Annotated in this window: 23 protein-coding genes; 18 read left to right on the forward strand and 5 right to left on the reverse strand. The window is 71.6% G+C overall.

The features are described 5' to 3' along the window. Positions 1-46: 46 nt before the first annotated feature. Positions 47-1,783, forward strand: a complete 1,737-nt coding sequence (locus AC1Z4A_RS17080; RefSeq protein WP_483679823.1) for a threonine/serine exporter family protein — start codon at positions 47-49, stop codon at positions 1,781-1,783. Between the two features lie 61 nt (positions 1,784-1,844). Here AC1Z4A_RS17080 and AC1Z4A_RS17085 read toward each other — a convergent pair whose 3' ends face one another. Beyond that, the gene (locus tag AC1Z4A_RS17085; protein WP_483683617.1) at positions 1,845-2,342 is read right to left on the reverse strand and encodes an inorganic diphosphatase; all 498 of its coding nucleotides are present in this window, start codon (positions 2,340-2,342) and stop codon (positions 1,845-1,847) included. A gap of 86 nt (positions 2,343-2,428) precedes the next feature. On the opposite strand from AC1Z4A_RS17085, the gene dacB reads away from it, so the two are divergent. From dacB to folE, 6 genes are all read left to right on the forward strand, one after another. Then, positions 2,429-3,898 (forward strand): D-alanyl-D-alanine carboxypeptidase/D-alanyl-D-alanine endopeptidase, encoded by a 1,470-nt coding sequence (gene dacB / locus AC1Z4A_RS17090; protein ID WP_483679824.1) that lies wholly within the window; start codon positions 2,429-2,431, stop codon positions 3,896-3,898. Between the two features lie 39 nt (positions 3,899-3,937). After that, positions 3,938-5,062 carry a zinc-dependent metalloprotease gene (locus AC1Z4A_RS17095; RefSeq protein ID WP_483679826.1) on the forward strand — a complete coding sequence of 375 codons (1,125 nt, stop codon included), beginning with the start codon at positions 3,938-3,940 and terminating at the stop codon, positions 5,060-5,062. A gap of 209 nt (positions 5,063-5,271) precedes the next feature. After that, the gene (gene tilS / locus AC1Z4A_RS17100; RefSeq protein WP_483679827.1) at positions 5,272-6,291 is read left to right on the forward strand and encodes a tRNA lysidine(34) synthetase TilS; all 1,020 of its coding nucleotides are present in this window, start codon (positions 5,272-5,274) and stop codon (positions 6,289-6,291) included. Positions 6,292-6,382: 91 nt separating this feature from the next. Further along, positions 6,383-6,922: a hypoxanthine phosphoribosyltransferase gene (gene hpt / locus AC1Z4A_RS17105; RefSeq protein WP_478645962.1), complete on the forward strand. Its 540-nt coding sequence runs from the start codon at positions 6,383-6,385 to the stop codon at positions 6,920-6,922. Positions 6,923-7,207: 285 nt separating this feature from the next. Continuing rightward, the gene (ftsH, locus tag AC1Z4A_RS17110) at positions 7,208-9,217 is read left to right on the forward strand and encodes an ATP-dependent zinc metalloprotease FtsH (protein ID WP_483683618.1); all 2,010 of its coding nucleotides are present in this window, start codon (positions 7,208-7,210) and stop codon (positions 9,215-9,217) included. A 163-nt stretch (positions 9,218-9,380) separates the two neighbouring features. Continuing rightward, on the forward strand, positions 9,381-9,986 hold the full coding sequence (gene folE, locus AC1Z4A_RS17115) for a GTP cyclohydrolase I FolE (RefSeq protein ID WP_483679828.1): 606 nt from the start codon (positions 9,381-9,383) through the stop codon (positions 9,984-9,986). Between the two features lie 93 nt (positions 9,987-10,079). Here the strand turns inward: folE and AC1Z4A_RS17120 are convergent, their stop codons facing one another. Then, a complete protein-coding gene (locus tag AC1Z4A_RS17120) occupies positions 10,080-11,192 on the reverse strand; it encodes an alpha/beta hydrolase (protein ID WP_483679830.1) in 1,113 nt (370 codons plus the stop codon). A 170-nt stretch (positions 11,193-11,362) separates the two neighbouring features. Here AC1Z4A_RS17120 and AC1Z4A_RS17125 point away from each other — a divergent pair, with 170 nt between their 5' ends. From AC1Z4A_RS17125 to AC1Z4A_RS17150, 6 genes are all read left to right on the forward strand, one after another. Then, the gene (locus AC1Z4A_RS17125; RefSeq protein ID WP_483679831.1) at positions 11,363-13,216 is read left to right on the forward strand and encodes a phosphatidylglycerol lysyltransferase domain-containing protein; all 1,854 of its coding nucleotides are present in this window, start codon (positions 11,363-11,365) and stop codon (positions 13,214-13,216) included. Positions 13,217-13,346: 130 nt separating this feature from the next. Continuing rightward, on the forward strand, positions 13,347-14,234 hold the full coding sequence (folP, locus tag AC1Z4A_RS17130; RefSeq protein WP_483679832.1) for a dihydropteroate synthase: 888 nt from the start codon (positions 13,347-13,349) through the stop codon (positions 14,232-14,234). Further along, entirely contained in the window at positions 14,231-14,701 is a 471-nt protein-coding gene (locus AC1Z4A_RS17135; protein ID WP_483679833.1) for a nuclear transport factor 2 family protein, read from the forward strand. Before folP ends, AC1Z4A_RS17135 begins: the two co-directional genes overlap by 4 nt. 345 nt (positions 14,702-15,046) lie before the next feature. Beyond that, positions 15,047-15,406 carry a dihydroneopterin aldolase gene (folB, locus tag AC1Z4A_RS17140; RefSeq protein WP_483679835.1) on the forward strand — a complete coding sequence of 120 codons (360 nt, stop codon included), beginning with the start codon at positions 15,047-15,049 and terminating at the stop codon, positions 15,404-15,406. Further along, positions 15,403-15,996, forward strand: a complete 594-nt coding sequence (folK, locus tag AC1Z4A_RS17145) for a 2-amino-4-hydroxy-6-hydroxymethyldihydropteridine diphosphokinase (protein ID WP_483679837.1) — start codon at positions 15,403-15,405, stop codon at positions 15,994-15,996. The genes folB and folK overlap by 4 nt, the downstream gene beginning before the upstream one ends. 78 nt (positions 15,997-16,074) lie before the next feature. Further along, positions 16,075-16,569 (forward strand): DUF3180 domain-containing protein, encoded by a 495-nt coding sequence (locus AC1Z4A_RS17150; RefSeq protein WP_483683619.1) that lies wholly within the window; start codon positions 16,075-16,077, stop codon positions 16,567-16,569. A gap of 163 nt (positions 16,570-16,732) precedes the next feature. On the opposite strand, the gene AC1Z4A_RS17155 is transcribed toward AC1Z4A_RS17150, so the two are convergent. Then, complete coding sequence (locus tag AC1Z4A_RS17155) at positions 16,733-17,905, reverse strand: betaine/proline/choline family ABC transporter ATP-binding protein (protein WP_483679839.1); 1,173 nt, start codon at positions 17,903-17,905, stop codon at positions 16,733-16,735. Positions 17,906-17,998: 93 nt separating this feature from the next. Here AC1Z4A_RS17155 and AC1Z4A_RS17160 point away from each other — a divergent pair, with 93 nt between their 5' ends. The 4 genes from AC1Z4A_RS17160 (at position 17,999) to AC1Z4A_RS17175 (ending at position 21,478) form a co-directional block, all read left to right on the forward strand. Continuing rightward, complete coding sequence (locus tag AC1Z4A_RS17160) at positions 17,999-18,724, forward strand: ABC transporter permease (RefSeq protein WP_483679840.1); 726 nt, start codon at positions 17,999-18,001, stop codon at positions 18,722-18,724. Continuing rightward, positions 18,724-19,431: an ABC transporter permease gene (locus AC1Z4A_RS17165; protein WP_483679842.1), complete on the forward strand. Its 708-nt coding sequence runs from the start codon at positions 18,724-18,726 to the stop codon at positions 19,429-19,431. Before AC1Z4A_RS17160 ends, AC1Z4A_RS17165 begins: the two co-directional genes overlap by 1 nt. Before the next feature lie 24 nt (positions 19,432-19,455). Continuing rightward, on the forward strand, positions 19,456-20,427 hold the full coding sequence (locus AC1Z4A_RS17170; protein WP_483679843.1) for an ABC transporter substrate-binding protein: 972 nt from the start codon (positions 19,456-19,458) through the stop codon (positions 20,425-20,427). Between the two features lie 109 nt (positions 20,428-20,536). Continuing rightward, positions 20,537-21,478: a hypothetical protein gene (locus AC1Z4A_RS17175; protein WP_483679845.1), complete on the forward strand. Its 942-nt coding sequence runs from the start codon at positions 20,537-20,539 to the stop codon at positions 21,476-21,478. A gap of 116 nt (positions 21,479-21,594) precedes the next feature. Here AC1Z4A_RS17175 and AC1Z4A_RS17180 read toward each other — a convergent pair whose 3' ends face one another. Together AC1Z4A_RS17180 and AC1Z4A_RS17185 are read right to left on the reverse strand one after the other, a co-directional pair. After that, positions 21,595-22,737: an NADH-quinone oxidoreductase subunit D gene (locus AC1Z4A_RS17180; protein ID WP_483679846.1), complete on the reverse strand. Its 1,143-nt coding sequence runs from the start codon at positions 22,735-22,737 to the stop codon at positions 21,595-21,597. A gap of 12 nt (positions 22,738-22,749) precedes the next feature. Beyond that, on the reverse strand, positions 22,750-23,784 hold the full coding sequence (locus AC1Z4A_RS17185) for an SAM-dependent methyltransferase (RefSeq protein WP_483679847.1): 1,035 nt from the start codon (positions 23,782-23,784) through the stop codon (positions 22,750-22,752). A gap of 134 nt (positions 23,785-23,918) precedes the next feature. Here AC1Z4A_RS17185 and AC1Z4A_RS17190 point away from each other — a divergent pair, with 134 nt between their 5' ends. After that, positions 23,919-25,115 (forward strand): sensor histidine kinase, encoded by a 1,197-nt coding sequence (locus tag AC1Z4A_RS17190; RefSeq protein ID WP_483683620.1) that lies wholly within the window; start codon positions 23,919-23,921, stop codon positions 25,113-25,115. The last annotated feature ends 38 nt before the right edge of the window (positions 25,116-25,153 follow it).

Here is a 25,153-nt window from a genome sequence, read left to right on the forward strand (position 1 = left end):
TTCCGGTTAACCGGCCCCCGGTGCGCGCCCGTAGGTCCCATCAGGCATGGTGGCCCTAGCAGGAGGGCGTAACGAGGAGCACGCGGTGGCGGATCGGCAGCGGGGCGGCGCTACGGACCCGGATCCCATCGAGGACCGGAAACCGCAGTCCGACGAGGCGCACAGCGCCTTCACGCCCCCACTCGGCGTGCCCCTGCCGCCCTCGCCCGAGGACGAGCACCCCACCTCGGAGTTCGCCCTGCCGGAGGGCGTCACCCCGGAGCCGGAAGGCGAGCGCGAGGGGTCGGCGTTCGCCAGGCCCGGTGTCAAGCCGGGCGGCAAGGCCGAGGGCGCCGCCGGCGCCACGCAGACCGCGGCCTACCCCGCCTTCACCCCGCCCCACGGCATACCCAAGATCAGCCTCGTCAAGGAGGAGCCCTGGCCGGACCGCATGCGCACCATGCTGCGCATGCCGCTCGGCGAGCGGCCGGTGCCGGAGCGGCCGGAGAAGCCGGAGGAGCCCGGCCCGCCCGTACCCCGCGTGCTCGACCTGACGCTGCGCATCGGCGAGCTGCTGCTCGCGGGCGGCGAGGGCGCCGAGGACGTGGAGGCGGCGATGTTCGGCGTTGCGCACGCCTACGGTCTGGCGCGCTGCGAGCCGACCGTCACCTTCACCCTGCTGACCGTCAGCTACCAGCCCTCGCTCGTCGACGACCCCGTCACCGCCAACCGCACGGTGCGGCGGCGCGGCACCGACTACACCCGGCTGAACGCCGTCTTCCGGCTCGTCCACGACATCACCTCGCAGGGCCTCACCCTGGAGGAGGCGTACCGCCGGCTGGCCGAGATACGCCGCAACCGCCACCCCTACCCCGGCTGGGCGCTCACCGCGGCCGCCGGACTGCTCGCGGGCGCGGCGAGCACGCTCGTGGGCGGCGGGGTCGTGGTGTTCCTGGCGGCCGCGGCCGGGGCGATGCTCGGCGACCGGCTGGCGTGGCTGGCCTCGGGGCGTGGGCTGCCGGAGTTCTACCAGTTCGTGGCGGCGGCGATGGCGCCCGCCGCGATGGGCGTGGCGCTGAGCGCCAGCCATGCGCCCGTACAGGCGTCCGCGGTGATCACGGGTGGGCTGTTCGCCCTGATCCCCGGGCGGGCCCTGGTGGCGGGCGTGCAGGACGGTCTGACGGGCTTCTACATCACGGCCGCGGCCCGGTTGCTGGAGGTCGGCTACCTCATCGTCGGGATCGTCTGCGGCGTGCTCGTGGTGCTCTACGGCGGTGTGCACATCGGCGGCAGGACGCTCAGCCCGGAGGCGGCGCTGCAGCACCGGGAACGGCCCGTCATCCAGATCATCGCGGCGATGGTGCTGGTCTTCGCCTTCGCGGTGCTGCTCCAGCAGGAACGTCACACCGTGTGGGTGGTCACGCTCAACGGAGGGGTCGCCTGGGTGATCTACGGGGCGCTCGCCGACACGATCCGGGCCGATCCGGTGCCCGCCACGGCGGTCGCCGCCGGTCTCGTGGGCCTCTTCGGCCAGTTGATGGCGCGCTACCGGCACGCGTCGGTGCTGCCGTATGTGACGGCGGCGATCGGGCCGCTGCTGCCCGGTAGCGCGGTCTACTTCGCGCTGCTGAACTTCGCCAAGAACGAGCTGAACACCGGCATCTCCAGCCTCACCAAGGCCGCCGCCCTCGCACTGGCGATCGCCATCGGGGTGAACCTGGGGTCCGAGATGGCCCGGCTGTTCCTGAAGGTGCCCGGCGAGGGTGCGGGGCGCCGGGCAGCGAAGCGGACGCGCGGCTTCTGAAATCTGAAAGCTGCTGGAAGCTTTCAGAAGCCGCGCGTCCGATCGGGTCGAGCGCTCAGGCTCAGTGGTGCGCGCCGCCCGCAGCCTCGAGGCGCTTGTAGGAGGCCTCGATCTCGGCCTCGGCCTCGGCGCGGCCGACCCAGTCGGCACCCTCGACGGACTTGCCCGGCTCGAGGTCCTTGTAGACCTCGAAGAAGTGCTGGATCTCCAGGCGGTCGAACTCCGAGACGTGGTGGATGTCGCGGAGGTGCTCCATGCGCGGGTCGTTCGCCGGGACGCACAGCAGCTTGTCGTCGCCGCCGGCCTCGTCCGTCATGCGGAACATGCCGATGGCGCGGCACTTGATGAGGCAGCCGGGGAAGGTCGGCTCGTCGAGAAGGACCAGCGCGTCCAGCGGGTCGCCGTCCTCGCCGAGGGTGTTCTCGACGAAGCCGTAGTCGGCCGGGTAGCTGGTCGAGGTGAAGAGGCGGCGGTCCAGACGGATGCGACCGGTCTCGTGGTCCACCTCGTACTTGTTCCGCGAACCCTTCGGGATCTCGATGGTGACGTCGAACTCCACGGGTGGCTCCTTCATGATCAACACATACGTCTGGTGATTAAGTGTCCCTCACGCAGGTGTGTGGTGGCGAAAGGGGCTGGTCCGTCGTGCCTGAGGCCGGACGCTGGCAGGTCGGGTGGTGGCTCAGACGCTGGCGGGACGCCCCCGTGTCACAGCGCCGCACCGTGCGGTACGTCGCCGTGTCCACCGTGGCCGGCCTCGTGGTGGCGACCGGTGCGGTGGCCGCCGCCGGTCCCTGGGACGGAGGTCAGCGTAAGGCCGAACGGGACCGCGCCGGTGCGAGATCACACCCGGGTGGCGAGGGTCACGGGGGACGGGGCGGTTCCGGTGTTGCCGCTGCGCCGCCCGTGCTCGGTGCGCTCGGCCGTTCCGCCGGCGCCGCCGGGGCGAAGGGCGCCCTTGCCGGGGTGCTCGAACCGCTCCTGAAGGATGCCGCGCTGGGGTCCGAGCCGTCGGCGGCCGTGTACGACGCGGTCACGGGCGAGCCGCTGTACGGGGCCGGGCAGGACGGCTCGTACACCCCCGCCTCGACGATAAAGCTGGCCACGGCGGCGGCCGCGCTCGCGGCGCTGGGGCCCGACCACCGCATCGAGACCGCGGTGGTCGCCGGGCCCGGCGGCATCGTGCTCGTCGGCGGCGGCGACCCGACGCTCACGGCGCGTCCGGCGCAGGGCGACGGGCCGCGGTTCGCGAGCCTGCGCGATCTCGCGGACGCGACGGCGCGGGCGCTGAAGGAGCGCGGGACGAACCGGGTCGGGCTGGCCTACGACGCCTCCCGCTACTCGGGCCCGGCCCAGCACCCGATCGGCCCCAACGAGAACCTCGCCCCCGTCAGCGCGCTCATGGCCGACGAGGGCCGCCTGGACGACTCGGACCGCGGGGTCGCCGACCGCACGGCCGACCCCGCCGGGGACGCGGCCCGGAAGTTCGCCGCGCTGCTGCGCGAGCGCGGCGTGGAGGTCGACGGCGAGCCGGCGGAGGGGCACGCGGACCCGAAGGCGGAGCGGCTCGCGGCGGTGGCCTCCGCGCCGCTCGCCGACCTGGTCGAGCGGGCGCTCACCAACAGCGACAACGACATCGCCGAGGCCCTGGCCCGCCAGACGGCCCTGGCCTCCGGCCGCCCGGCCAGCTTCGACGGCGCGGCGGATGCGGTGCGGGACCGGCTGGAGAAGCTCGGCCTGCCGATGGCGGGCGTGCGGATCGCCGACGGGAGCGGCCTGGACCGCACCGACCGGGCCTCCGCGGACTTCCTGGCGCGGCTCCTGGTGCGCGCATCGGGGCCGGACGGAGGACGGCTGCGGCCGGTCCTCACGGGGCTGCCTGTGGCGGGCTTCACCGGGACGCTGCGGGACCGGTACCCGCGGGAGGCGGCGGGACGGGCCGCCGTGCGCGCCAAGACCGGGACGCTGACCGGGGTGAACACGCTGGCCGGCACGGCCGTGACGCCCGGGGGCCGGCTGCTCGCCTTCGCGTTCATGGCCTCGGGGACGACGGACCCCGGGTCGGCGCAGGCGGCGCTGGACCGCCTGGCGTCGGCGCTCGCGCAGTCCGGGTGACCCCCTCCCACCGGCCCGCTCAGCACGTAACGTGAAGGCATGACTAGCGTCGGTGGTACGGAGATGGTCGACTGGAAGCTCGCGGTGGCGACCGCGACTCGGCTCGTACGGCCGGGGCCGGAGGTCAGCCGGGACGAGGCCCGCGAGGTGGTCGCCGAGCTGCGGCGGCACGCGCGGTCGTCGGAGGAGCACGTACGGGCGTTCACGCGCATGGCGCCCCCCGCGGGCGGGGGCGCGGACACGCCCGTGCTGGTGGTGGACCGCGCCGGATGGATCAGGGCGAACGTCGCCGGCTTCCGGGCCGTCCTCGGGCCGCTGCTGGAGAAGATGCAGGACCGCCGCACCAACCTGCCCGGCGGGAACGTGCTCGGCACCGTCGGCGGCAAGGTCACCGGCGTGGAGCTGGGCATGCTGCTGTCGTTCCTGGCCTCCCGGGTGCTGGGGCAGTACGAGACGTTCGCGCCGGCCAGCAGGGAGCTGCCGGGCTCCGCCGCCGGGGGCGGCCGGCTGCTGCTCGTGGCGCCGAACATCGTGCACGTCGAGCGCGAGCTGGAGGTCGAGCCGCACGACTTCCGGCTGTGGGTGTGCCTGCACGAGGAGACGCACCGGACGCAGTTCACGGCGGTGCCCTGGCTGCGCGACCACCTCGAGGGCGAGATCCAGGCGTTCCTGGGCGAGACCGAGGTCGATCCCGTCACGCTGCTGGAGCGGATCAGGGAGGCCGCCCAGTCCTGGGCGGGCGGCAGGCCGCCGGAGGAGGAGGGCGGCCGCAGCATCGTGGAGCTGGTGCAGACGCCCGCCCAGCGGGAGATCCTGGCCCGGCTGACGGCCGTGATGTCGCTGCTGGAGGGGCACGCGGACTATGTGATGGACGGGGTCGGCCCCCAGGTCGTGCCGTCCGTGACCGAGATCCGGGAGAAGTTCCAGAAGCGGCGGGCCAGCGGTGCGGGCCGGCTGGACGCGGCACTGCGCAAGCTGCTGGGACTGGACGCCAAGCTGCGGCAGTACCGTGATGGCGAGCGGTTCGTACGGGCCGTCGTCGACGAGGTCGGCATGGAGGGCTTCAACCGGGTCTGGACGTCCCCGAACACGCTTCCCACCAAGGCCGAGATCGCCAAACCGGCGGACTGGGTCGCACGGGTGCACGGGCGGACCGGCGCGTGACGTCGTCACGCCCCGTACCGGAAGAACGCTCCCGTAATCACCCGTCCGAGGGACCGTGTGTCAAGGGTGGGCGTGCGATGCTCGGGTAATGGCTCGTCTCTGTCACCATCGACGCACACAGCGTGACTGAGGCTCGAGGTCACCCCGAGGTCATCTCGACGTCAGAACGACTCCGTCCCCCTCCCGATGGAACGATTGGACACACGGACATGGGTCCACACCCCGCGGTCGCGGCGATACGCCTGGCGGTCCGCCGCGCACTCCACGACGTTCTCAGCATGTCCCCGCCCGCTTCCCTCTCCGGCGCGGCCGGGGAGCAGCCGCTCGTCCTGGTCGCCTGCTCCGGCGGTGCCGATTCCATGGCGCTCGCCTCCGCCCTCGCCTTCGAGGCGCCCCGGCTGGGGGTCCGGGCGGGCGGGGTGACCGTCGACCACGGCCTCCAGGAGGGCTCCGACCTCCGCGCCGCCGAGGTCGTCAGCCGGCTCGCCGCCTTCGACCTGGACCCCGTGGAGGCCGTCAGGGTCGACGTGGGCCGGGAGGGCGGCCCCGAGGCCGCCGCCCGCGACGCCCGCTACGCCGCGCTGGACGCCGTCGCCGAGCGGCACGGCGCCGCCGCGATCCTGCTCGGCCACACCCGCGACGACCAGGCGGAGACGGTCCTGCTGGGCCTGGCCCGCGGCTCCGGCATCCGGTCGCTGTCCGGGATGGCCGTCGCCTCCGGCGTCGGCGGCCGCTACCGCCGGCCCTTCCTGGAGCTGGACCGCCAGACCGCGCGCAAGGCGTGCATGGTCCAGTCCCTGCCCGTGTGGGACGACCCGCACAACGCCGACCCCGCCTACACCCGCTCCCGGGTCCGCCACGAGGCGCTGCCCGTCCTGGAGAAGGCGCTCGGCAAGGGCGTCGTCGAGGCCCTCGCCCGGACCGCCCAGCTCTCCCGGGACGACGCGGACGCGCTGGACTCCTGGGCCGCCGCCGTCGAGCCGTCCGTCCGGGACGACTCCGGCGCTCTGGAGGTCGCCAAGCTCTTCGCCCTTCCCCCTGCGGTCCGCCGCCGGGTGCTGCGCCGCGCGGCCATCGCAGCGGGCTCCCCGGCCGGTTCGCTCTTCGCCCGGCACCTGGAGGAAGTCGACCGGCTGATCACGAGCTGGCGCGGTCAGGGCGCGATCAACCTGCCCGGGCGCGTCGCGGTTCGCAGGCAGGGTGGCAGACTGGTCCTCCGGCAGGGCTGATGCGCGGGGCTGATGCGCGCGGGGTGCAGCGAACTCCGCAGGCCGGACGAGTCGTGAACGAGCGAGAGTGGCGCGGGTGGACGAGAAGGACATGGGCACCGACCTGAAGTCGGTGCTCATCACCAAGGAAGAGATCGACGCGAAGCTGGCCGAGCTGGCCGCGAAGATCGATGCGGAGTACGCGGGCAAGGACCTGCTCATCATCGGCGTCCTCAAGGGCGCCGTCATGGTGATGGCCGACCTGGCGCGCGCGCTGTCCAACCCGGTCACGATGGACTGGATGGCCGTGTCCTCCTACGGCGCGGGCACCCAGTCCTCCGGTGTGGTGCGCATCCTCAAGGACCTGGACACCGACATCAAGGGCAAGCACGTCCTGATCGTCGAGGACATCATCGACTCCGGGCTGACCCTGTCCTGGCTGCTGTCGAACCTCGGCTCCCGCGAGCCCGCGTCCCTCAATGTCGTGACGCTGCTGCGCAAGCCGGAGGCGGCGAAGGTGGCCATCGACGTGAAGTGGGTCGGCTTCGACATTCCGAATGAGTTCGTCGTCGGTTATGGTCTCGACTTCGCCGAGAAGTACCGCAATCTGCCCTTCGTGGGCACGCTTGCGCCGCACGTCTACGGCGGCTGAGCACCCCGGTTCCCGGACCGTGCCCCTCGTGTGCCTCCCGGCGTGCGGGAACCCATCCCGGTTTCCCGCCGTTGGAGCATGCGAGGGCGGATTTGTTGACCGTCCGCGGCGGCGTCGGGTGACAATGCTGGGGTACCGTCCGAAGGTCAGCCTTTTTCAAGCACTCTTTTTCAGGCACTGCAAGGTCGAGAAGGTCGAGCAGGACACCGCACGCACAGGCACCCCGTCCCGGGGTGGCCGTGCCTCACTGTGGCAGGAGGGACGGGGCGCATGCGCCCCGTATGGATGGACGTGAAGCGCTACTTCCGTGGGCCGGTCATGTGGATCGTGCTGGCCGTCCTCGCCGTGGTCGTGTTGATGCAGGTCGTCGGCTCGTCCGGCGGTTACAAGTCGGTGGACACCAGCCTTGTCGTCAACGCGATCGACAAGAACCAGGTGAAGTCGGCCGAGCTGACGACGGGCGACGAGAACAAGATCAAGGTCGAGCTCAAGCCCGGCTACAAGATCAAGGGCAGCAGCAAGGTCCAGGCGAACTACATCGGCGACCAGGGCGTCGAGATCTCCAAGGACCTCCAGGCCCGTGCCGACGACGACGACCCCAAGACCCTGCCCGACGGCTACAACATCGCGACGTCGAAGCAGAACCCCTTCGTCGGGGTGCTGCTCTCGCTGCTGCCGTTCGTCCTGATCGTCGTGGTCTTCCTGTTCCTGATGAACCAGATGCAGGGCGGCGGCTCCCGGGTGATGAACTTCGGGAAGTCCAAGGCCAAGCTGATCACCAAGGACACGCCGAAGACGACGTTCGCCGACGTGGCCGGCTCCGACGAGGCGGTCGAGGAGCTCCACGAGATCAAGGAGTTCCTCCAGGAGCCCGCGAAGTTCCAGGCCGTCGGCGCCAAGATCCCCAAGGGCGTGCTGCTCTACGGCCCGCCCGGTACGGGTAAGACGCTGCTCGCGCGCGCCGTCGCGGGCGAGGCGGGCGTCCCCTTCTACTCGATCTCCGGCTCCGACTTCGTCGAGATGTTCGTCGGTGTGGGTGCCTCCCGGGTCCGTGACCTGTTCGAGCAGGCCAAGGCCAACGCCCCCGCCATCGTCTTCGTCGACGAGATCGACGCCGTCGGCCGGCACCGCGGTGCGGGCCTCGGCGGCGGCCACGACGAGCGTGAGCAGACGCTGAACCAGCTGCTCGTCGAGATGGACGGCTTCGACGTCAAGGGCGGCGTCATCCTGATCGCCGCCACCAACCGGCCCGACATCCTCGACCCGGCGCTGCTGCGCCCGGGCCGCTTCGACCGGCAGATCGCCGTCGACCGCCCGGACATGCAGGGCCGTCTGGAGATCCTCAAGGTCCACCAGAAGGGCAAGCCGGTCGCCCCGGACGTCGACCTCGCGGCCGTCGCCCGCCGTACCCCCGGCTTCACCGGTGCCGATCTGTCGAACGTCCTGAACGAGGCCGCCCTGCTGACGGCCCGCAGCGACCGCAAGCTGATCGACAACCACATGCTGGACGAGGCGATCGACCGCGTCGTGGCCGGCCCGCAGAAGCGGACCCGGATCATGAGCGACAAGGAGAAGAAGATCACCGCGTACCACGAGGGCGGTCACGCCCTGGTCGCGGCGGCTTCCCCGAACTCCGACCCGGTCCACAAGATCACCATCCTGTCCCGGGGCCGTGCGCTCGGCTACACCATGGTGCTGCCGGACGAGGACAAGTACTCGACCACGCGCAACGAGATGCTCGACCAGCTGGCCTACATGCTGGGCGGCCGCGCGGCCGAGGAGCTGGTCTTCCACGACCCGACCACGGGCGCCGCGAACGACATCGAGAAGGCCACCGCCACGGCCCGCGCGATGGTCACCCAGTACGGCATGACCGAGCGGCTCGGCGCGATCAAGTTCGGCTCCGACAACTCCGAGCCGTTCCTGGGCCGCGAGATGTCGCACCAGCGGGACTACTCCGAAGAGGTCGCCGCGCTGGTCGACGAAGAGGTCAAGAAGCTCATCGAGACCGCGCACAACGAGGCCTGGGAGATCCTGGTCGAGAACCGCGACATTCTCGACAACCTGGTTCTGGCCCTCCTGGAGAAGGAGACGCTGAACAAGGAGGAGATCGCCGAGATCTTCCGGCACGTCGTGAAGCGCCCGGCCCGCCCGGCCTGGACGGGTTCCTCGCGCCGCACGCCGTCGAGCCGCCCGCCGGTGCTCTCCCCCAAGGAGCTGGCCCCGAGCAACGGCGCCGCGACCGTCGACTCGGTCGAGCTGTCGAAGGACAGTCCGAGCACGCCGGAGGCGTAAGCGCCACCCGGTCCGTGCAAGTGTGCCCGGGCCCACCAGGCCCGGAATGGATGCCGCGCCACCCAGGTTTTAGCCTTGGGGGCGCGGCATCGCGCATTTTCGCGCCGGGCCGCGTTCCCTGTGGCCGCAGACGGCGTGACGTACGAGAGAACGAGGCAAGCCCATGACCGACCCGGTGACGCTGGACGCCGAGCACTCCATCGGCGTTTTCGACGAGAAGCGGGCCGAGAACGCCGTCCGTGAACTGCTGATAGCGGTCGGCGAGGACCCCGACCGGGAGGGGCTGCGGGAGACCCCGGCACGGGTGGCGCGGGCCTACAAGGAGATATTCGCCGGGCTCTGGCAGGAGCCGGAGGACGTGCTGACCACGACCTTCGACCTCGGCCACGACGAGATGGTGCTGGTCCGGGACATCGAGGTGTACAGCACCTGCGAGCACCACCTGGTGCCGTTCCACGGAGTGGCGCACATCGGCTACATCCCGTCCACGACGGGCAAGATCACGGGGCTGTCGAAGCTGGCCCGGCTGGTGGACGTCTACGCCCGCCGCCCGCAGGTGCAGGAGCGCCTCACCACGCAGATCGCCGACTCCCTGATGGAGATCCTGGAGCCGCGCGGCGTGATCGTGGTCATCGAGTGCGAGCACATGTGCATGTCCATGCGGGGCATCCGCAAGCCCGGCGCCAAGACGCTGACCTCCGCGGTGCGGGGCCAGCTGCGCGACGCGGCGAGCCGCGCCGAGGCGATGAGCCTGATCATGGCGCGCTAGCGCCCCGTAAGGGGCGCGGGGAGCTGCGCCACCAGCCACAGCCGACACGCAGCCGGTCGACGTCCCTCCCCGCCCCCTATGAGCCGCAAGGCGTCACGCGGTCAGTCGGCTGCCCATCCACTTCAGGGTCGGGTTCAGCTCACGGCGCCACGTGTTGAAGTTGTGACCGCCCGTGTCCAGGACGATCGACGAGACGTGGGTGGGGTTCTTCGCCGCCATCTCGATGAACTTCATCGTGTCCTTGTAGTTGTGCTCGCCCTTCTTGCTGGTGGTCACCAGCAGCGAGACGGGCGGCAGGCTCTTGTTCTTCAGGCGCCACAGCAGGTCGTTCTCGTTCTCCAGCTGCTTGCTGCCGCCGAAGAGGGAGCCGGTGGTGGGGTCCTGCGGAGCCTTGTAGTAGCCGGAGAGCGCGGCCGCGGCGCCGTACGAGTCGGGGTGGCGCATGGCGATCTTGAGGGCGCAGTAGCCGCCGGTGGAGTCGCCGATCATGCCCCAGTTCGCGGGCTTCTCGCCGACCCGGTACTGCTGGGAGATGGCCTTGCGGAGGTCCTTGGTGAAGAAGGTCTCGACCTGGGGGCCGTTGGGTATGTCCATGCACTCGGTGTCGCGCTGGCCCACGACCGAGGGACGCATCATCACCAGGACGGTGGGCTGCATCTTCTTCTCTTTGGCCAGCTTGTGCGCGCGCACCGGGTAGTCGAGGCCCTTGACGAGGGCCTCGGCGGTGCCCGGGTAGCCGGTCAGGACGACGGAGGCCGGAAAGGTCTTGTTCGCGAACTGCGGCTGGAAGTACTCCGGGGGGAGGTAGACATAGGCCGGGCCGTTGACCTTCGAGTCCACGCCGGCGATGTTGATCTTCTCGATCTTGCCGCCCACCCGCGGCACGTTGCCGCGCGGCACCTTCACCGCCTGGACGCCGACGACCTGCACCCGCTTGCCGGAGGCGCTGTGGTCGACGACGACGCCCTCGTCCTTCACCTGGCCGAAGAGGTCGGCCCAGGAGCCGTAGAAGCCGAAGGACTGGTTCGCCCACAGGCCGATCGCGGCGAAGAGGGAGATCTGGGTGGCCAGCATCATGCCCACCCGGCCGAGGACGGAGCCGACGCCCTTCTTGCCGAGGCGGGGCCAGAGCCAAATGGTCAGAGCGAAGAGTGCTACCGCAGATGCGATGGCCAGCAGCAGTACTGGCATGCTGGTGAGACCCATGAGGTGCTTTCTGCCGAGGCGACCCGGCGCCGAGTCGCGGAATGGTTACTTCTTTCCGGGCTCGGCCCCCCACGGAACCTCAACCCCGAAACCGTCGTCCTACAGGGCGCACATTGTCCGGGTGCTGCCGCCAGATGGCGCAGGCCCACTCGACAGGACGACGGGAAGAGATGTCTGTCAGGGTAGATGGCAAAAAGTCCGACGAGGTTCCTCCGGGACCTAAGCGGCTGTCGGGGCTTGCACGTATCGTCAAGGGGCCCAAGCCCGAGAACGTGCCTGCCGTCGTCGGCACCGTCGGGGCCCTCATCGGTCTCGCCGACATAGCGGCCGGGGTGATCCCCCGGTACCGCTGGAGCAAGGTGCACGCCCTGTCCGAGGTGCTGCCCGGCTCGGTGACCCAGCTGGCCGCGGCCGGCTCGATCATCGTCGGCATCCTGCTCCTGATGCTCTCCCACGGCCTCAAGCGCGCCAAGCAGCAGGCCTGGCTGGCAGCCGTGATCTTGCTGCCGATCGGCATCGTCGCGCAAGTGGCATACCGGCACTCGTACATCGGCAGCACCCTCTCCCTGCTGCTCTGGATCTACCTCCTCCGGCACAAGAAGTCCTTCGTGGCCCTGCCGGACCCGCGCAGCCGCTGGATGGCGCCGGTCAACTTCGTGGTCATGGGCGGGGCCAGCTTCGGCCTCGGCTGGGTGATCGTCGGCTCCCACTCGAACAGGATGATCGGCGACCCGCCGGTGCTCGAGCAGATCGAGCACGTCATATGGGGCCTCTTCGGCTTCGAGGGCTCGATCCGTTACACCGATCACGTCGACTACACCGTCGGCTACTCCCTCGGCGCCCTCGGCCTGCTGACCGTCGCCACCACCGCGTTCCTGGCCTTCCGCCCGGCGTACCCGGCGCCCGTCCTCACCGAGGAGGATGAGGACAGGCTGCGCGAGCTGCTGGCCAAGCACGGCGAGCGCGACTCGCTCGGCCACTTCGCGCTGCGCCGCGACAAGAGCGTCGTCTTCTCGCCCTCCGGCAAGGCCGCCGTCTCCTACCGCGTCGTCTCCGGCGTGATGCTCGCCAGCGGTGACCCGATCGGTGACGTCGAGGCGTGGCCGGGCGCGATCGAGAAGTTCATGGAGCTGGCCAAGCGCCATTCCTGGACGCCCGCCGTCGCCGGCTGCAGCGAGACCGGCGGCGAGGTGTGGACCCGCGAGACCGGTCTGGACGCCCTGGAGATGGGCGACGAGGCCATCGTCGACGTGGCCGACTTCAGCCTGACCGGCCGCTCCATGCGCAACGTCCGCCAGATGGTCAAGCGCATCGAGCGCAACGGCTACTCCACCAAGGTGCGCCGCGTCGGGGACCTGACCCCCGAGGAGCTGGACGCCGTCCAGAAGGCCGCCAACGCCTGGCGCGACACCGAGGACGAGCGCGGCTTCTCCATGGCCCTGGGCCGCATCGGCGACCCCAAGGACCTGGACGCGATCATCGCGACGGCCCACAAGGACCCGGAGGATGGCGAGGACCTCCCCTTCGGCGACCTCCGCGCCATGCAGCACTACGTGCCGTGGGGCAAGGACGGCAGCTCGCTCGAGCTGATGCGCCGTGACCGCAGCGCCGACCCGGGCATGAACGAGCTGCTGATCGTCGCCTTCCTGCAGGCCGCGCCCGAGCTGAAGGTCAAGCGCCTGTCGCTGAACTTCGCGTTCTTCCGCTCCGCCCTCGAGCGCGGCGGGAAGCTGGGCGCGGGCCCGGTGGTCCGCATCCAGCGCACGGTGCTGCTCTTCCTCTCGCGCTGGTTCCAGATCGAGTCGCTGTACAAGTTCAACGAGAAGTTCCGGCCCCGCTGGGAGCCCCGCTTCATCGTCTTCCCGAACAGCCGCGACCTGCCCCGCATCGGCTTCGCCATGATGCAGGCGGAGGGCTTCCTGGAGCTGCCGCGCCTGCTGCGCCGCCGCCCCGTCGCTCCCGAGACCCTCATGCACGACGAGGGCGACGAGCGGGTGCAGAGCGAGGTCACGCGCGCCGCGTGACGCCGGGCGGCGTCTCCCGCCCGTCTTCCCGTCGAGGACCCTCCCCGGACACCGTCCGGGGAGGGTCCTTCCGTTCCGGGGTCTCCGGCCGGGGGGTGGCGCCGGGTCCGCACGCCCTAGGCTGGTTGGTATGAGTACGTCGTTGCACGGCCGTCCGGGGCCGGTGGGACTGCCCGAGTGGGATCGCTGTGCGGTGATGGGCGTGGTGAACGTCACGCCCGATTCGTTCTCGGACGGCGGCCGCTGGTTCGACACCGCCCTCGCCGTGAAGCACGGCCTGGAGCTGGTCCGGGGCGGGGCCGATCTGGTCGACGTGGGCGGGGAGTCCACCCGGCCGGGCGCGCTGCGGGTCGACGAGGAAGAGGAGCTGCGCCGGGTGGTGCCGGTGGTCCGCGAGCTGGCCGGCGAGGGCGTCGTGGTGTCGGTGGACACCATGCGCGCCTCGGTGGCCGAGGCCGCGATCGAGGCGGGCGCGGTGCTCGTCAACGACGTGAGCGGCGGCCTGGCGGATCCGGCGATGGTGCCCGTGGTCGCGACGGCCGGGGTGCCGTTCGTGGTGATGCACTGGCGCGGCTTCAGCGAGGACATGAACAGCCGGGCCGTCTACGGGCCCGATGTGGCCGGCGAGGTCATCGACGAGCTGCGGCAGCGCATCGACGCGGTGGTCGACGGCGGCATCGCCCCCGAGCGGCTGGTGGTCGACCCGGGCCTGGGCTTCGCCAAGAACGCCGAGCAGGATCTGGCGCTGGTCGCCCGGATGGGCCGGTTCCGCCGGGAGCTGGGGCTGCCCGTGCTGGTGGCGGCCTCCCGGAAGCGCTTCCTCGGCCGGGTGCTGGCCGGCCCCGACGCCGATCCGCCGCCGGCCCGCGAGCGGGACGCGGCCACGGCCGCCGTCTCCGCGCTCGCGGCCCGGGAGGGCGCGTGGGCGGTCCGGGTGCACGAGGTGCGGGCCAGCGCGGACGCGGTCCGGGTGGTCCGGGCGGTGGAGCGCGCGGCGGCCGCCGAGGGGGCTGTGTGAGCACCGCCCGTACGGACGGCGAGCGGGTCGAGCTGGCGAACACCGCCCTGTACGAGGCGATGGAGCGCGGCGACACCACGGCCATGGACCGGCTCTGGCTGAACGACCCCGGCACCGAGGTCTCGTGCGTGCACCCCGGCTGGCCGGTGCTGCGGGGGCGCAGCGAGGTCCTGCGCTCGTACGCCCTGATCATGGCGAGCACCGACTACATCCAGTTCTTCCTGACGGACGTCGAGGTGTCGGTGGCCGGCGACACGGCGCTGGTGACCTGCACCGAGAACATCCTCAGCAGTGCCCCGGCGGAGAAGGAGGGCGAGCTGGGGCCGCTGGTGGGACAGCTGGTGGTGGCCACCAACGTGTTCCGGCGGGCGGGGGACGAGTGGAAGGTGTGGTCGCACCACGGCTCGCCGGTGCTGGCGGGGCAGGAGGACGAGGAGGAGGACGAACCGGGCGGTTCGGGCGTGTGACCTTCCGGCCGATGGCGTGACCTGCCAGTCGATCGTGTGATCTTCCGTCTCTGCCAGGATGTTTCCGCTTTGTTTCCGCTTTGTTCGAGGCTTGTGTCCGATTTGCCGCCACGTGTCAGTGTGGGGGAATGTGACCACTCGTTCGAGCTTCTCCTGGCCTGGGTAGGGGTGAAGCGCAGGATCTTCGGGTAAGCGCGGCGGGAGCCGTCGGGACACCCGCGGCCGGGCGCTGTCGGTGCCCGCAGGTAGATTCGAGAGTGGGCAACCCGGCCGAAGGCAGGGAAGGGCGATGCGCCGGCCGCGGCGGGCGCGCTCCCATACCGACAACCAGCTGGAGTGATTCGTGTGGATCGTGTCGCGCTGCGCGGCTTGAAGGCTCGTGGCCACCACGGGGTGTTCCCCCGTGAGCGCGAGGAAGGCCAGACCTTCATCGTGGACCTGGTGCTGAGCCTGGATGCCCGCCCTGCCGCGGTCGACGACGACCTCGCGAAGACAGTGCACTACGGCATCGTCGCGGAGGAGGTCGTGGCCATCGTCGAGGGCGAGCCCGTCGACCTCATCGAGACGCTGGCCGAGCGGATCGCCCAGCAGTGCCTCAAGCACGATCCGGTACGGGAGGTCGAGGTCATCGTGCACAAGCCGGACGCCCCGATCACCGTCCCGTTCGACGACGTGACCGTCACTATCACCCGGAGCCGAGTATGAGCAGCAGCGACCCGACCGTGCAGCCGGTGCCCGCCTCCGTAGTGGAGCGCGTGGACGCCGCGGATGTGACGCTGAGCAATCCCAAGCGAGCCGTGATCTCGATCGGCAGCAATCTGGGCAACCGTCTGGAGACGCTCCAGGGCGCCATCGACGCCCTGGAGGACACCCCCGGCCTGCGGGTCAAGGCCGTCTCCCCGGTCTACGAGACCGAGCCCTGGGGCGTCGAGCCGGGCTCCCAGCCGTCGTACTTCAACGCGGTCGTGCTGGTGAAGACCACGCTGCCGCCGGACTCGCTCCTGGAGCGGGGGCACGCGATCGAGGAGGCCTTCGAGCGGGTGCGGGACGAGCGCTGGGGCCCGCGCACCCTGGACGTCGACATCGTGACCTACCAGGACGTGGTCTCCGACGATCCGGGGCTCACCCTGCCGCACCCGCGTGCGCACGAGCGGGCCTTCGTGCTGGCGCCGTGGCACGACGTGGACCCGGAGGCCACGGTTCCGGGGCATGGGCCGGTGGTGGAGCTGCTGGCCGTGGTGGGGCTCGCCGGGGTGGAGCCCCGCACCGACCTGGAACTCCGGCTGCCGGAGTAGCCGTTGGCCCGGTGGGCCGTGGGCCCGTGCGGGCTGCTGTGCGTTGGGGACGATGTGACGATGAGGGGCGACGGCCAGGTGAAGCAACTGCGGATCGGAGTGCTGGCCGGGCTGTTCGCCGTGGCCGGGGTACTGGCCTGGGCGGCCGCCCGGCTGTGGGACTCCTTCGGCACGCTGCCGAGCGTGCCGGTGGCGGCGCCGATCGTGCTGGCGGTCATCGCGGTCGTCCTCTTCGCGACGGCCCTGTCCCTGCGCGCCCGCCTGCGGGCGCAGCGTGAGCGCCGTCCCGGCGCGAAGGGCGTCGACCCGCTGCTGGCGGCGCGGGCGGTCGTCTTCGGCCAGGCCAGCGCGCTGGTGGCGGCCCTGGTCTCGGGCATGTACGGCGGCGTGGGCGTCTTCTTCCTCATCGACGGCCTCGACGTCCCGGCGCGGCGCGACCAGGCGATCTATGCGGGGGCGTCGGTGCTGGCGGGGGCGTGCGTGATAGCTGCGGCGTTCTTCATGGAGCGGGTCTGCAAGCTGCCGGAGGACGAGGACGATCAGGGTGGGGGCGAGGGGGCGGCGCGAGCGTAGGGGGCGGGGTTTTCTTTCCCCGATCCCGCCCCTTCCCGGCTGCATCGATGTGCGGCTCCGCCGCGTGGGGGGCTGCGCCCCGGACCCCGGACCGCGCTGCGCGCGCCGCGCGGCGGAGCCGCACATCGAGCGCAGCCTCAAACGCCGGACGGGCTGGAATTGCCTACGCCCCCGGCACCGTTTCCACCTCTGCCTCGCTGCGCGCAGCGCCCCGCGCGTCGGCTTCGATCGAGCGGCGCAGTGCCTCGTGGAGGCGCGCCGGGGTGAGCACGCCCAGGAAGTGGTCCGCCTCGTCCCCGTCGAGGACGGCGATCCACCCCGCGTCGTGCTGGAGCATCGTGCTGAACGCCTGCTTCAGCGAAGCCCCCAGCGGCAGCCACGCGTCCATGTGCCGCGCCCGCTCCCGCACCCGCACCGTCGCGCCCCCGGACGCCACCGCTTCCGCGGAGATCCAGCCGTGCAGCCGCTCGGCGTCGTCCAGGACGACGGCCCAGCGCGCGTTTTCGCGGGCGAGCCGTTCGGCCGCCTCGGTGAGCCGGTCGTCGAGGTGGACGACGGGCGGCTGTTCGAGGTCGCCGGCCTCGATGGCCGTCACCGAGAGGCGCTTCAGGCCCCGGTCGGCCCCGACGAAGTCGGCGACGTACGGGGTGGCGGGCGCCCCGAGCACCGCCGCGGGCGCGTCCAACTGTTCGATCCGGCCTTCCCCGTACACCGCGATGCGGTCGCCCAGTCGAACAGCCTCCTCGATGTCGTGGGTCACGAACAGCACTGTCTTGCGCACCTGTGACTGCAGCCGCAGGAACTCGGTCTGGAGCCGCTCGCGCACCACCGGGTCGACGGCGCCGAACGGTTCGTCCATCAGGAGGACGGGCGGGTCGGCGGCGAGCGCCCGGGCCACCCCGACCCGCTGCCGCTGGCCGCCCGAGAGCTGGTCGGGGTAGCGGTCCCCGTAGACGGACGGGTCGAGCCCGACGAGGTCGAGCAGTTCGGCCGCCCGGGCGCGGGCCCGCTTGCGCTGCCAGCCCAGCAGGTGCGGCACGGTCGCGGTGTTCTCCAGCACGGTCTTGTGCGGGAAGAGGCCGACCTGCTGGATCACATAGCCGATGCCGCGCCGCAGTTCGACCGGGTCGACCGAGGCGATGTCGGTGCCGCCGACGAGGATCCGGCCACCGGTCGGCTCGATCAGCCGGTTCACCATCTTCATCGTGGTGGTCTTGCCACAGCCGGACGGTCCGACGAGGGTGACCAGCTCGCCCTCGGCCACCTCGAAGGACAGGTCGTCCACGGCGGTCGTGCCGTCGGCGTAGCGCTTGGTGACGTGCTCGAATCGGATCATGGTTCCCCATTGTGGCCGGAGGCGAATGTCAGTGCCCGGGGTTAGGGTCGCTGGTGACCGACGGTGAAGGCCGAGGGGGAGGTGAGGGCGCGGATGGCGGACCAGAACTGCCTCATCAGCAACGCCTGGATCTGCGGCGAGTACGTGCGGAGCCGGGGCCCGGAGCTGCTGGACGCCACGCTCCAGCACATCGGCATCACGCTCGCGTCCGTGGTCCTCGGCCTGCTCGTGGCCTTCCCGCTGGCGCTGCTGGCCCGCAGGTGGCGGGGCGTGGCCGGGCCCGTCCTCGGGGCGACCACGATCCTCTACACCGTGCCGTCGCTGGCGATGTTCTCGCTGCTGGTGCCGGTCTTCGGGCTGTCGCCGGCCGTGGTGATCACGGGCCTGGTGCTGTATTCGCTGACGATCCTCGTGCGCAACATCCTCGCCGGCCTCGCCTCGGTGCCGGAGGAGGCCCGGGAGGCGGCGCGGGGCATGGGGTACGGGCCGATACGCCTGCTGTTCGCCGTCGAACTCCCGCTGGCCGTCCCGGCCCTGATGGCCGGTCTGCGGATCGCCACGGTCTCCACGGTCTCGCTCACCACCGTGGGCGCCATCATCGGCTACGGCGGCCTGGGCAATCTCATCTACGAGGGCATGCGCAGCTACTTCAAGGCCCAGGTGCTCACCGCATCCGTGCTGTGCGTGCTGCTGGCCGTCGTGGCAGACCTGGCCCTGCTGCTCGTCCAGCGGCTGCTGACGCCCTGGACGCGGACGAAGCGCCGGGCGAAGCGTCAGGCGAGGGTCCGCCGCGTCGCGGAGAAGGCGGTGGCCGCCTGATGGACGTCGTCTCGCGCACCTGGAGCTGGCTGACCACCGGCGCGCACTGGTCCGGCACGGACGGGGTGTGGCACCGGCTCGGCGAGCACCTCTTCCTGACGGTCGTCTGCTTGCTGATCTCCTGTGCGATCGCGCTGCCGGTCGCCGTGGCGCTCGGCCATGTGGGCCGGGGCGGGGCGCTGGCGGTGAACCTCGCCAACGCGGGGCGAGCGGTGCCCACGTTCGCCGTGCTGGTGCTGTTGCTGCTCAGCCCGCTGGGCACGCACGGCTCCTGGCCCACCGTCATCGCGCTGGTGCTCTTCGCGATACCCCCGCTGCTCACCAACGCCTATGTGGGCATGCGCGAGGTGGACCGGAGCATGGTCGAGGCGGCGCGGGGCATGGGGATGACAGGCGGTCAGGTGATCCTGCGGGTGGAGCTGCCGCTGGCCTTTCCGCTCATCGTGACGGGCATACGGTCCGCCGCCGTGCAGGTGGTGGCCACGACCACGCTGGCCGCGCTGCCCGGCGGCGGTGGGCTCGGCCGGATCATCACGGCGGGGTTCCGGCTGACCGACACGGCTCAGGTGGTGTCCGGGGCGCTGCTGGTGGCGACGCTCGCGCTGCTGGTCGAGGGCGCGTTCGTGCTGGCGCAGCGGCTGCTCGACCCGATGCGCCGGCGCCCGCGCCCCCGGGCGGCGGCCGCCGCCCGGCCCGCCGGGGCCTGAACCTGCCGACCAATGGAGGCCCGTATGACCAGCAGCCCTCGCCGCGCGCGCACCGCCCGCGGCCTCCCGGCGGCGGCCGGTGCGGCCGTGCTGGCGGCGGCCCTCGCCGGATGCGCCGGCAACAGCCTGGAGAAGTCCGCCGGGGGAGGCGCCGGGGGGAAGGGTTCGCTGGTCGTCGGGGCGGCCGGCTTCACGGAGTCCAGGGTGCTCGCGGAGATATACGCGGGGCTGCTGCGGGACGCCGGATATTCCACGTCGATCCAGACCGCGGACGCGCGTGAGCTGTATGAACCGGAGCTGGAGAAGGGCCGGATCGATGTGGTGCCGGAGTATGCGGCGACGCTCACCGAATTCCTGAACAAGAAGCAGAACGGGAAGGACGCCCCGCCGGTCGCTTCCCCCGATGCCGCGGCCACGGTGAAGGCTCTCCGCAAACTCGCCGAGCCGCGCGGTCTGAAGGTGCTCGACCCCGGCCGCGCGGTGGACCAGAACGCCTTCGCCGTTACCGCCGAGTTCGCGGAGAAACACCAGCTCAAGACCCTTTCTGATCTTGGAAAGGCGAAGGTCGGGGTCAAGCTGGCGGCCGGTGACGAATGCTCCCGGCGGCCCTTCTGCCGGCCCGGTCTGGAGAAGACCTACGGCATCCGCATCACGGGCCTCGACCCGCTGGAGGTGGGCAGCACCCAGGCCAAGCAGGCGGTCAAGGCGGGCAAGGACCAACTGCTGCTGACGACCACCACGGATGCCACGCTCGAACAGTTCGGGCTCGTTCTGCTGAAGGACGACAAGAAGCTCCAGAACTCGGACAACGTCCTGCCGGTGATGAATGCCGAGAAGGCCGGTGCGCAGGGGGTCGCCGATGCCCTCGGCAAGCTGAACAGGGTGCTGACCACGGCTGATCTGACCGAACTCAACAAGAAGGTCGATGCGGAGCGGCGCAAGCCGGCCGATGTGGCCGCCCGCTACCTCAAGGAGAAGAAGCTTCTGGTCAAGTGACCAGGCCAAGTGACGAGGCCAAGTGACGAAGTAGGGGAGAAGTAAGATCAAGGGAAGAGTTTGGTGGTGGAGTCACACTCCTGCCGCAACGCACGGTAAGTTTCAGGCCATGCCACGAGGACGCCACCGCCATTCCGCACCCCTGCACCGGCTTCTTCCCCCGCTGGCGGTCGCCGCGACATCAGTCGTCTGCGCCGCCGGCACGCTGGTGGTGAGCGAAACGGTCGTCATCCGCGCCCTCGCGGTGGCCGCTTCAGCGGCCACCGTCGTCGGCTCGGTGATGATGCGCCGCTGGGACCACGCCGCGGGCAAGCGCGTCGCGCAGCTCACCGCCGCTCGTACGCGCGAGGAGTGGAAGACCGACGAGCGCCTGGCGGAGGTGGAGACCGACCTCGAGGAGACGCGCCTGGTGCGCACCCGGCTCGAGGGCAAGCTCCGCGCCAAGCGGGCCGAGCTGGCGCGGCTGCGCACCGAGCACGCGGATCTGCTGCGGCGCTATGCGACGGCGGAGACGGAGCGGGCCAGTGCGCTCGAGGGGCGGCGTCTGCTGGCCAAGGGGGCGGAGAGTGCGAAGGGTTCGGGCGTGAAGGAGCTGGAGCCCGCTGCGGCGCCGGCCGCGCCGTCTGCGCCTGTTGCTCCGTCCGGAACGTCCGGAACGTCCGGACCTTCCGGTCCCGGTACGGGCCTTGACGCCGAGGCGTACCGCAAGGCGGCGGATGCGCTGCGGGCGCTCGGGCGCAAGGCTGCTGCGGCGCCGGTGAAGACGGGGGCTGCCGTCGCCCTGCCGTCGGACGTGCCCGTGGCGCGGCGTCCCGCGGTGCGGACGCAGGGCGGGTTCGACTTCTTCGGCAACAGCGCGAAGAAGGCTGCGGCCCGGCCGGTCGAGGAGCAGGACCTGGCGGACGTCGTCGGGGAGGAGGCGCTGGCGGAGGCGGGTGCGGAGGCCGGGGCCGAGGCCGAGGACAAGGGTGACGGTGAGGTCATCGACCTGACGGCGCATGACGAGACCGAGCAGATCGACGTGGCGGAGCTGCGGACGGCGATCTCGTAGGGGCCTGCGGCGCCTTTCCCCACCCCGCCCCTTCCCGGCTGTACCGATTTGCGGCTCCGCCGCGTGGGGGGCTCTGCCCCCGGACCCCCGGTCCTCAATCGCCGGACGGGCTGGATTTACTTGTCGATGTCGCCCACCACGAAGAACATCGAGCCCAGGATCGCCACCATGTCCGCCACCAGCGTGCCGGGCAGCAGTTCCGTCAGGGCCTGGATGTTGTTGAACGACGCCGAGCGCAGCTTGAGGCGGTAGGGGGTCTTCTCGCCCTTGGAGACCAGGTAGTAGCCGTTGAGGCCCAGCGGGTTCTCGGTCCAGACGTAGGTCGCGCCCTCGGGGGCCTTGAGGACCTTCGGCAGGCGCTGGTTGATCGGGCCGGGCGGCAGGTCCGCCAGGCGGTCGAGGCAGGCGGACGCCAGGTCCAGCGCGTTGTGCGTCTGCTCCAGCAGGCACTCGAAGCGGGCCAGGCAGTCGCCCTCCTCCCGGGTGACGACCTTCAGGACGTCCTGCAGCTCGCCGTAGGCCAGGTACGGCTCGTCCCGCCGCAGATCGAAGTCGACGCCCGAGGCGCGGGCGATCGGGCCGCTCACCCCGTACGCGTGCACGGTCTCGCGGGACAGGGCGCCCACCCCGCGCGTACGGCCCCGGAAGATCTCGTTGCCGAGGACGAGCCGGTCGTAGACGTCCATCCGGGAGCGGACCTCGGCGACGGCGTGCCGGGCACGGCCGAGCCAGCCCGCCGGGAGGTCCTCCTTCAGGCCGCCCACGCGGTTGAACATGTAGTGGATGCGGCCGCCGGAGACCTCCTCCATGACCGTCTGCAGCACCTCCCGCTCGTGGAAGGCGTGGAAGACCGGCGTGATGCCGCCCAGCTCCAGGGGGTAGGAGCCGAGGAACATCAGGTGGTTGAGCACCCGGTTCAGCTCGGCCAGCAGTGTGCGGGCCCACACCGCGCGCTCGGGCACCTCCATGCCCAGCATCCGCTCGACGGCGATGACGACGCCCAGCTCGTTGGAGAAGGCCGACAGCCAGTCGTGGCGGTTGGCGAGCACCACGATCTGCCGGTAGTCGCGGGCCTCGAACAGCTTCTCCGCGCCCCGGTGCATATAGCCGATGACCGGCTCGGCGTGCCTGATCCGCTCGCCGTCCAGGACGAGGCGCAGCCGCAGCACGCCGTGCGTGGACGGGTGCTGAGGCCCGATGTTGAGCACCATGTCGGTGCTCTCCGCGGCGCCGCCGATGCCGACTGTCGTCTCCCTCATGGGAACAGTCTGTCAGCCTTCCGCGGAAGGTCCGGCCGAGCCCCGGTCCGCGTCCAGCAGCCCCGCGCACACGCCGCCCACCGGCTGGAGCAGCCAGCCGAAGCCGCCCAGCCCGGCCGGGGCCGTCAGCTCCGCCGCCTCGCCGGCCGCGCTGAGCGCCCGTACGTAGGCGACCGGGTCGGAGGAAGCGAGCGAGAGCGGGGGACGGGTGCCGTCCACGCCGAGCGCGCGCAGCGCCTCGCGCTGGGGGAGCACCGTGCCGGCCGGGCCGGGCCCGGCCGCCGCGCAGGCGTCCAGCGCCACATGGGCGGTGATGTCGCAGCTGCCGTCCGGCACGGGCCGGACCTCGCGGCCGTCGCGGAAGCCGGTGAGGGTGCCGAAGGGCGGGCGGGCCGCGCGCCCGTGGGCGTAGTCCACGGCCACCGCGAGCCCGGTGTGCAGCCCGCCGGCGGCCCGGGCCCAGGCGGTGTCCCGGGGGTGGCCGATCTCGGCGCGGGAGCCGGGGGGCGCACCCTCGAGCGGCCACCAGCGGGCGAGCCAGTCGGCGTCCTCGCCGGTCACCGGGTCGCCGAGCAGCTCCTCGCCGTCCTGCTGGACCAGTACCTGCCGGGGGGTGCCCGAGCCGTCGGCCTCGGCGACGTCGAGCGGCACGTTGTCCAGCCACTCGTTGGCGAACAGCAGGCCGTGGACCCCGTCGGGGGGAGCGTCCAGCCAGGTCACCCGGGGGTCGAGCCCGGCCGGCCGGTCCGCGATCTCCACGGCGTACGGGCGCAGCCGGGCCGCCAGCTCTGCGGGGCAGTGCGCCAGCACCCCGGTCACCAGCTCGCCGCGCCCCGCACCCATATCGGTGAACGCCAGCTCTGCGGGGTGCCCGAGCGCCTCGTCGACGCGGCACAGCAGTTCCACCACGGCACGGGCGAACAGCGGGGAGGCGTGCACGGAGGTGCGGAAGTGACCTGCGGGGCCCTCGGGGCGGCGGTAGAAGCCGCCGGGTCCGTACAGGGCGGCCTCGGTCGCCTCCCGCCAGGTTCTCGTTCCGCTTGCCATATGCACACGTTAGACGGGCGGAGCGGGCGGGCCCGCCGGGCGCGGTGCCTCCACCTTGGGGAGTAGACGGGGCGGAACCGGATCGATCGCCGGGCGGACCCCGGCGGGGGCTCGGCGTGCCTACGCTGGGTGACGTGCAGCGCCTCTACGACTTCCTCCGCAGACACCCCACGGGTGTGGACTCCTTCTGGGCCCTTCTGCTGCTCGGGCTCAGCGGACTGTCCATCATCGCGGAGAGCGGACAGAGGTCGGCCGCCGCCGATGCCGCCGTGTCCGTCGTGCTCTGCGCGGTGGTCGCGCTGCGGCGGCGGTGGCCGGAGAAGATGCTGCTGCTGACGGCCGCCGTCGGAGTCGTCCAGGTCGGCCTGAACGTCCCGGTGGTCCCGGCGGACTTCGCGATGCTCGTGATCGTCTACACCGTGGCCTCCGGCAACACCCGCTGGGCCTCGCGTTTCGCCCTGGTCGCCGGCCTGCTCGCGCCGTGGATCGCCGCGGTCCGCTGGCCCACCCCCGGCCAGTCCGTGGGCGTCGGCGTCCTGGGGACCGTCTTCGTCACCGTCCCCTTCGTCCTCGCCTGGGTCCTGGGCGACTCGATGCGCACCCGGCGCGCCTACTGGGCCCAGCTGGAGGAGCGGGCCCGGAGCCTGGAGAAGGACCGCGAGCGGCAGGCCCAGATCGCGGTCACCGCCGAGCGGGCGCGCATCGCCCGCGAGCTGCACGACGTCGTCGCGCACAACGTCTCGGTGATGGTCGTCCAGGCGGACGGCGCCGCCTACGTCCTGGACTCCTCGCCCGAGCAGGCCAAGCAGGCCCTGGAGACGATCTCCGGCACCGGCCGCCAGGCGCTGGCCGAAATGCGCCGGCTGCTGGGCGTGCTGCGCACCGACGAGGGCGCGGAGACCGGCGAGTACGTCCCGCAGCCCGACGTGGAGCAGATCGGGGACCTGGTCGAGCAGGTGCGGAGCGCGGGGCTGCCGGTGGACTTCAAGGTCGAGGGCGCGCCCCGGCCGCTGCCCAGCGGCGTCGAGCTGACCGCCTACCGCATCGTCCAGGAGGCGCTGACCAACACCCGCAAGCACGGCGGCCCGGACGTGGCGGCCAGCGTGCGGCTCACTTATTTCGACGACGGGCTGGGGCTGCTGGTCGAGGACGACGGGCGGGGCGCGCAGCACGAGCTGTACGACTCGGGTGGCGCCGACGGCATGGGGCACGGTCTGATCGGCATGCGCGAGCGCGTCGGCATGGTCGGGGGCACCCTGGACGCGGGGCCGCGTCCCGGCGGCGGTTTCCGGATCAGTGTGCTCCTGCCGATCAGGCCCGGAGGCCGCTGACCGGCCCGCCCGTACGTCCGCACCACCCCGCCCCACCT

It is taken from the genome of Streptomyces sp. 17_S59 (assembly GCF_056930295.1).

Excerpts from the sequence above, each read along its gene's own strand:
- AC1Z4A_RS17080 (WP_483679823.1), top strand. The coding sequence starts at position 47 with ATGGTGGCCCTAGCAGGAGGGCGTAACGAGGAGCACGCGGTGGCGGAT.
- AC1Z4A_RS17095 (WP_483679826.1), top strand. The coding sequence starts at position 3,938 with ATGACTAGCGTCGGTGGTACGGAGATGGTCGACTGGAAGCTCGCGGTG.
- tilS (WP_483679827.1), top strand. The coding sequence starts at position 5,272 with ATGGGTCCACACCCCGCGGTCGCGGCGATACGCCTGGCGGTCCGCCGC.
- hpt (WP_478645962.1), top strand. The coding sequence starts at position 6,383 with ATGGGCACCGACCTGAAGTCGGTGCTCATCACCAAGGAAGAGATCGAC.
- ftsH (WP_483683618.1), top strand. The coding sequence starts at position 7,208 with ATGGACGTGAAGCGCTACTTCCGTGGGCCGGTCATGTGGATCGTGCTG.
- folE (WP_483679828.1), top strand. The coding sequence starts at position 9,381 with ATGACCGACCCGGTGACGCTGGACGCCGAGCACTCCATCGGCGTTTTC.
- AC1Z4A_RS17120 (WP_483679830.1), bottom strand. The coding sequence starts at position 11,192 with ATGGGTCTCACCAGCATGCCAGTACTGCTGCTGGCCATCGCATCTGCG.
- AC1Z4A_RS17125 (WP_483679831.1), top strand. The coding sequence starts at position 11,363 with ATGTCTGTCAGGGTAGATGGCAAAAAGTCCGACGAGGTTCCTCCGGGA.
- folP (WP_483679832.1), top strand. The coding sequence starts at position 13,347 with ATGAGTACGTCGTTGCACGGCCGTCCGGGGCCGGTGGGACTGCCCGAG.
- folK (WP_483679837.1), top strand. The coding sequence starts at position 15,403 with ATGAGCAGCAGCGACCCGACCGTGCAGCCGGTGCCCGCCTCCGTAGTG.
- AC1Z4A_RS17155 (WP_483679839.1), bottom strand. The coding sequence starts at position 17,905 with ATGATCCGATTCGAGCACGTCACCAAGCGCTACGCCGACGGCACGACC.
- AC1Z4A_RS17160 (WP_483679840.1), top strand. The coding sequence starts at position 17,999 with ATGGCGGACCAGAACTGCCTCATCAGCAACGCCTGGATCTGCGGCGAG.
- AC1Z4A_RS17165 (WP_483679842.1), top strand. The coding sequence starts at position 18,724 with ATGGACGTCGTCTCGCGCACCTGGAGCTGGCTGACCACCGGCGCGCAC.
- AC1Z4A_RS17170 (WP_483679843.1), top strand. The coding sequence starts at position 19,456 with ATGACCAGCAGCCCTCGCCGCGCGCGCACCGCCCGCGGCCTCCCGGCG.
- AC1Z4A_RS17175 (WP_483679845.1), top strand. The coding sequence starts at position 20,537 with ATGCCACGAGGACGCCACCGCCATTCCGCACCCCTGCACCGGCTTCTT.
- AC1Z4A_RS17180 (WP_483679846.1), bottom strand. The coding sequence starts at position 22,737 with ATGAGGGAGACGACAGTCGGCATCGGCGGCGCCGCGGAGAGCACCGAC.
- AC1Z4A_RS17185 (WP_483679847.1), bottom strand. The coding sequence starts at position 23,784 with ATGGCAAGCGGAACGAGAACCTGGCGGGAGGCGACCGAGGCCGCCCTG.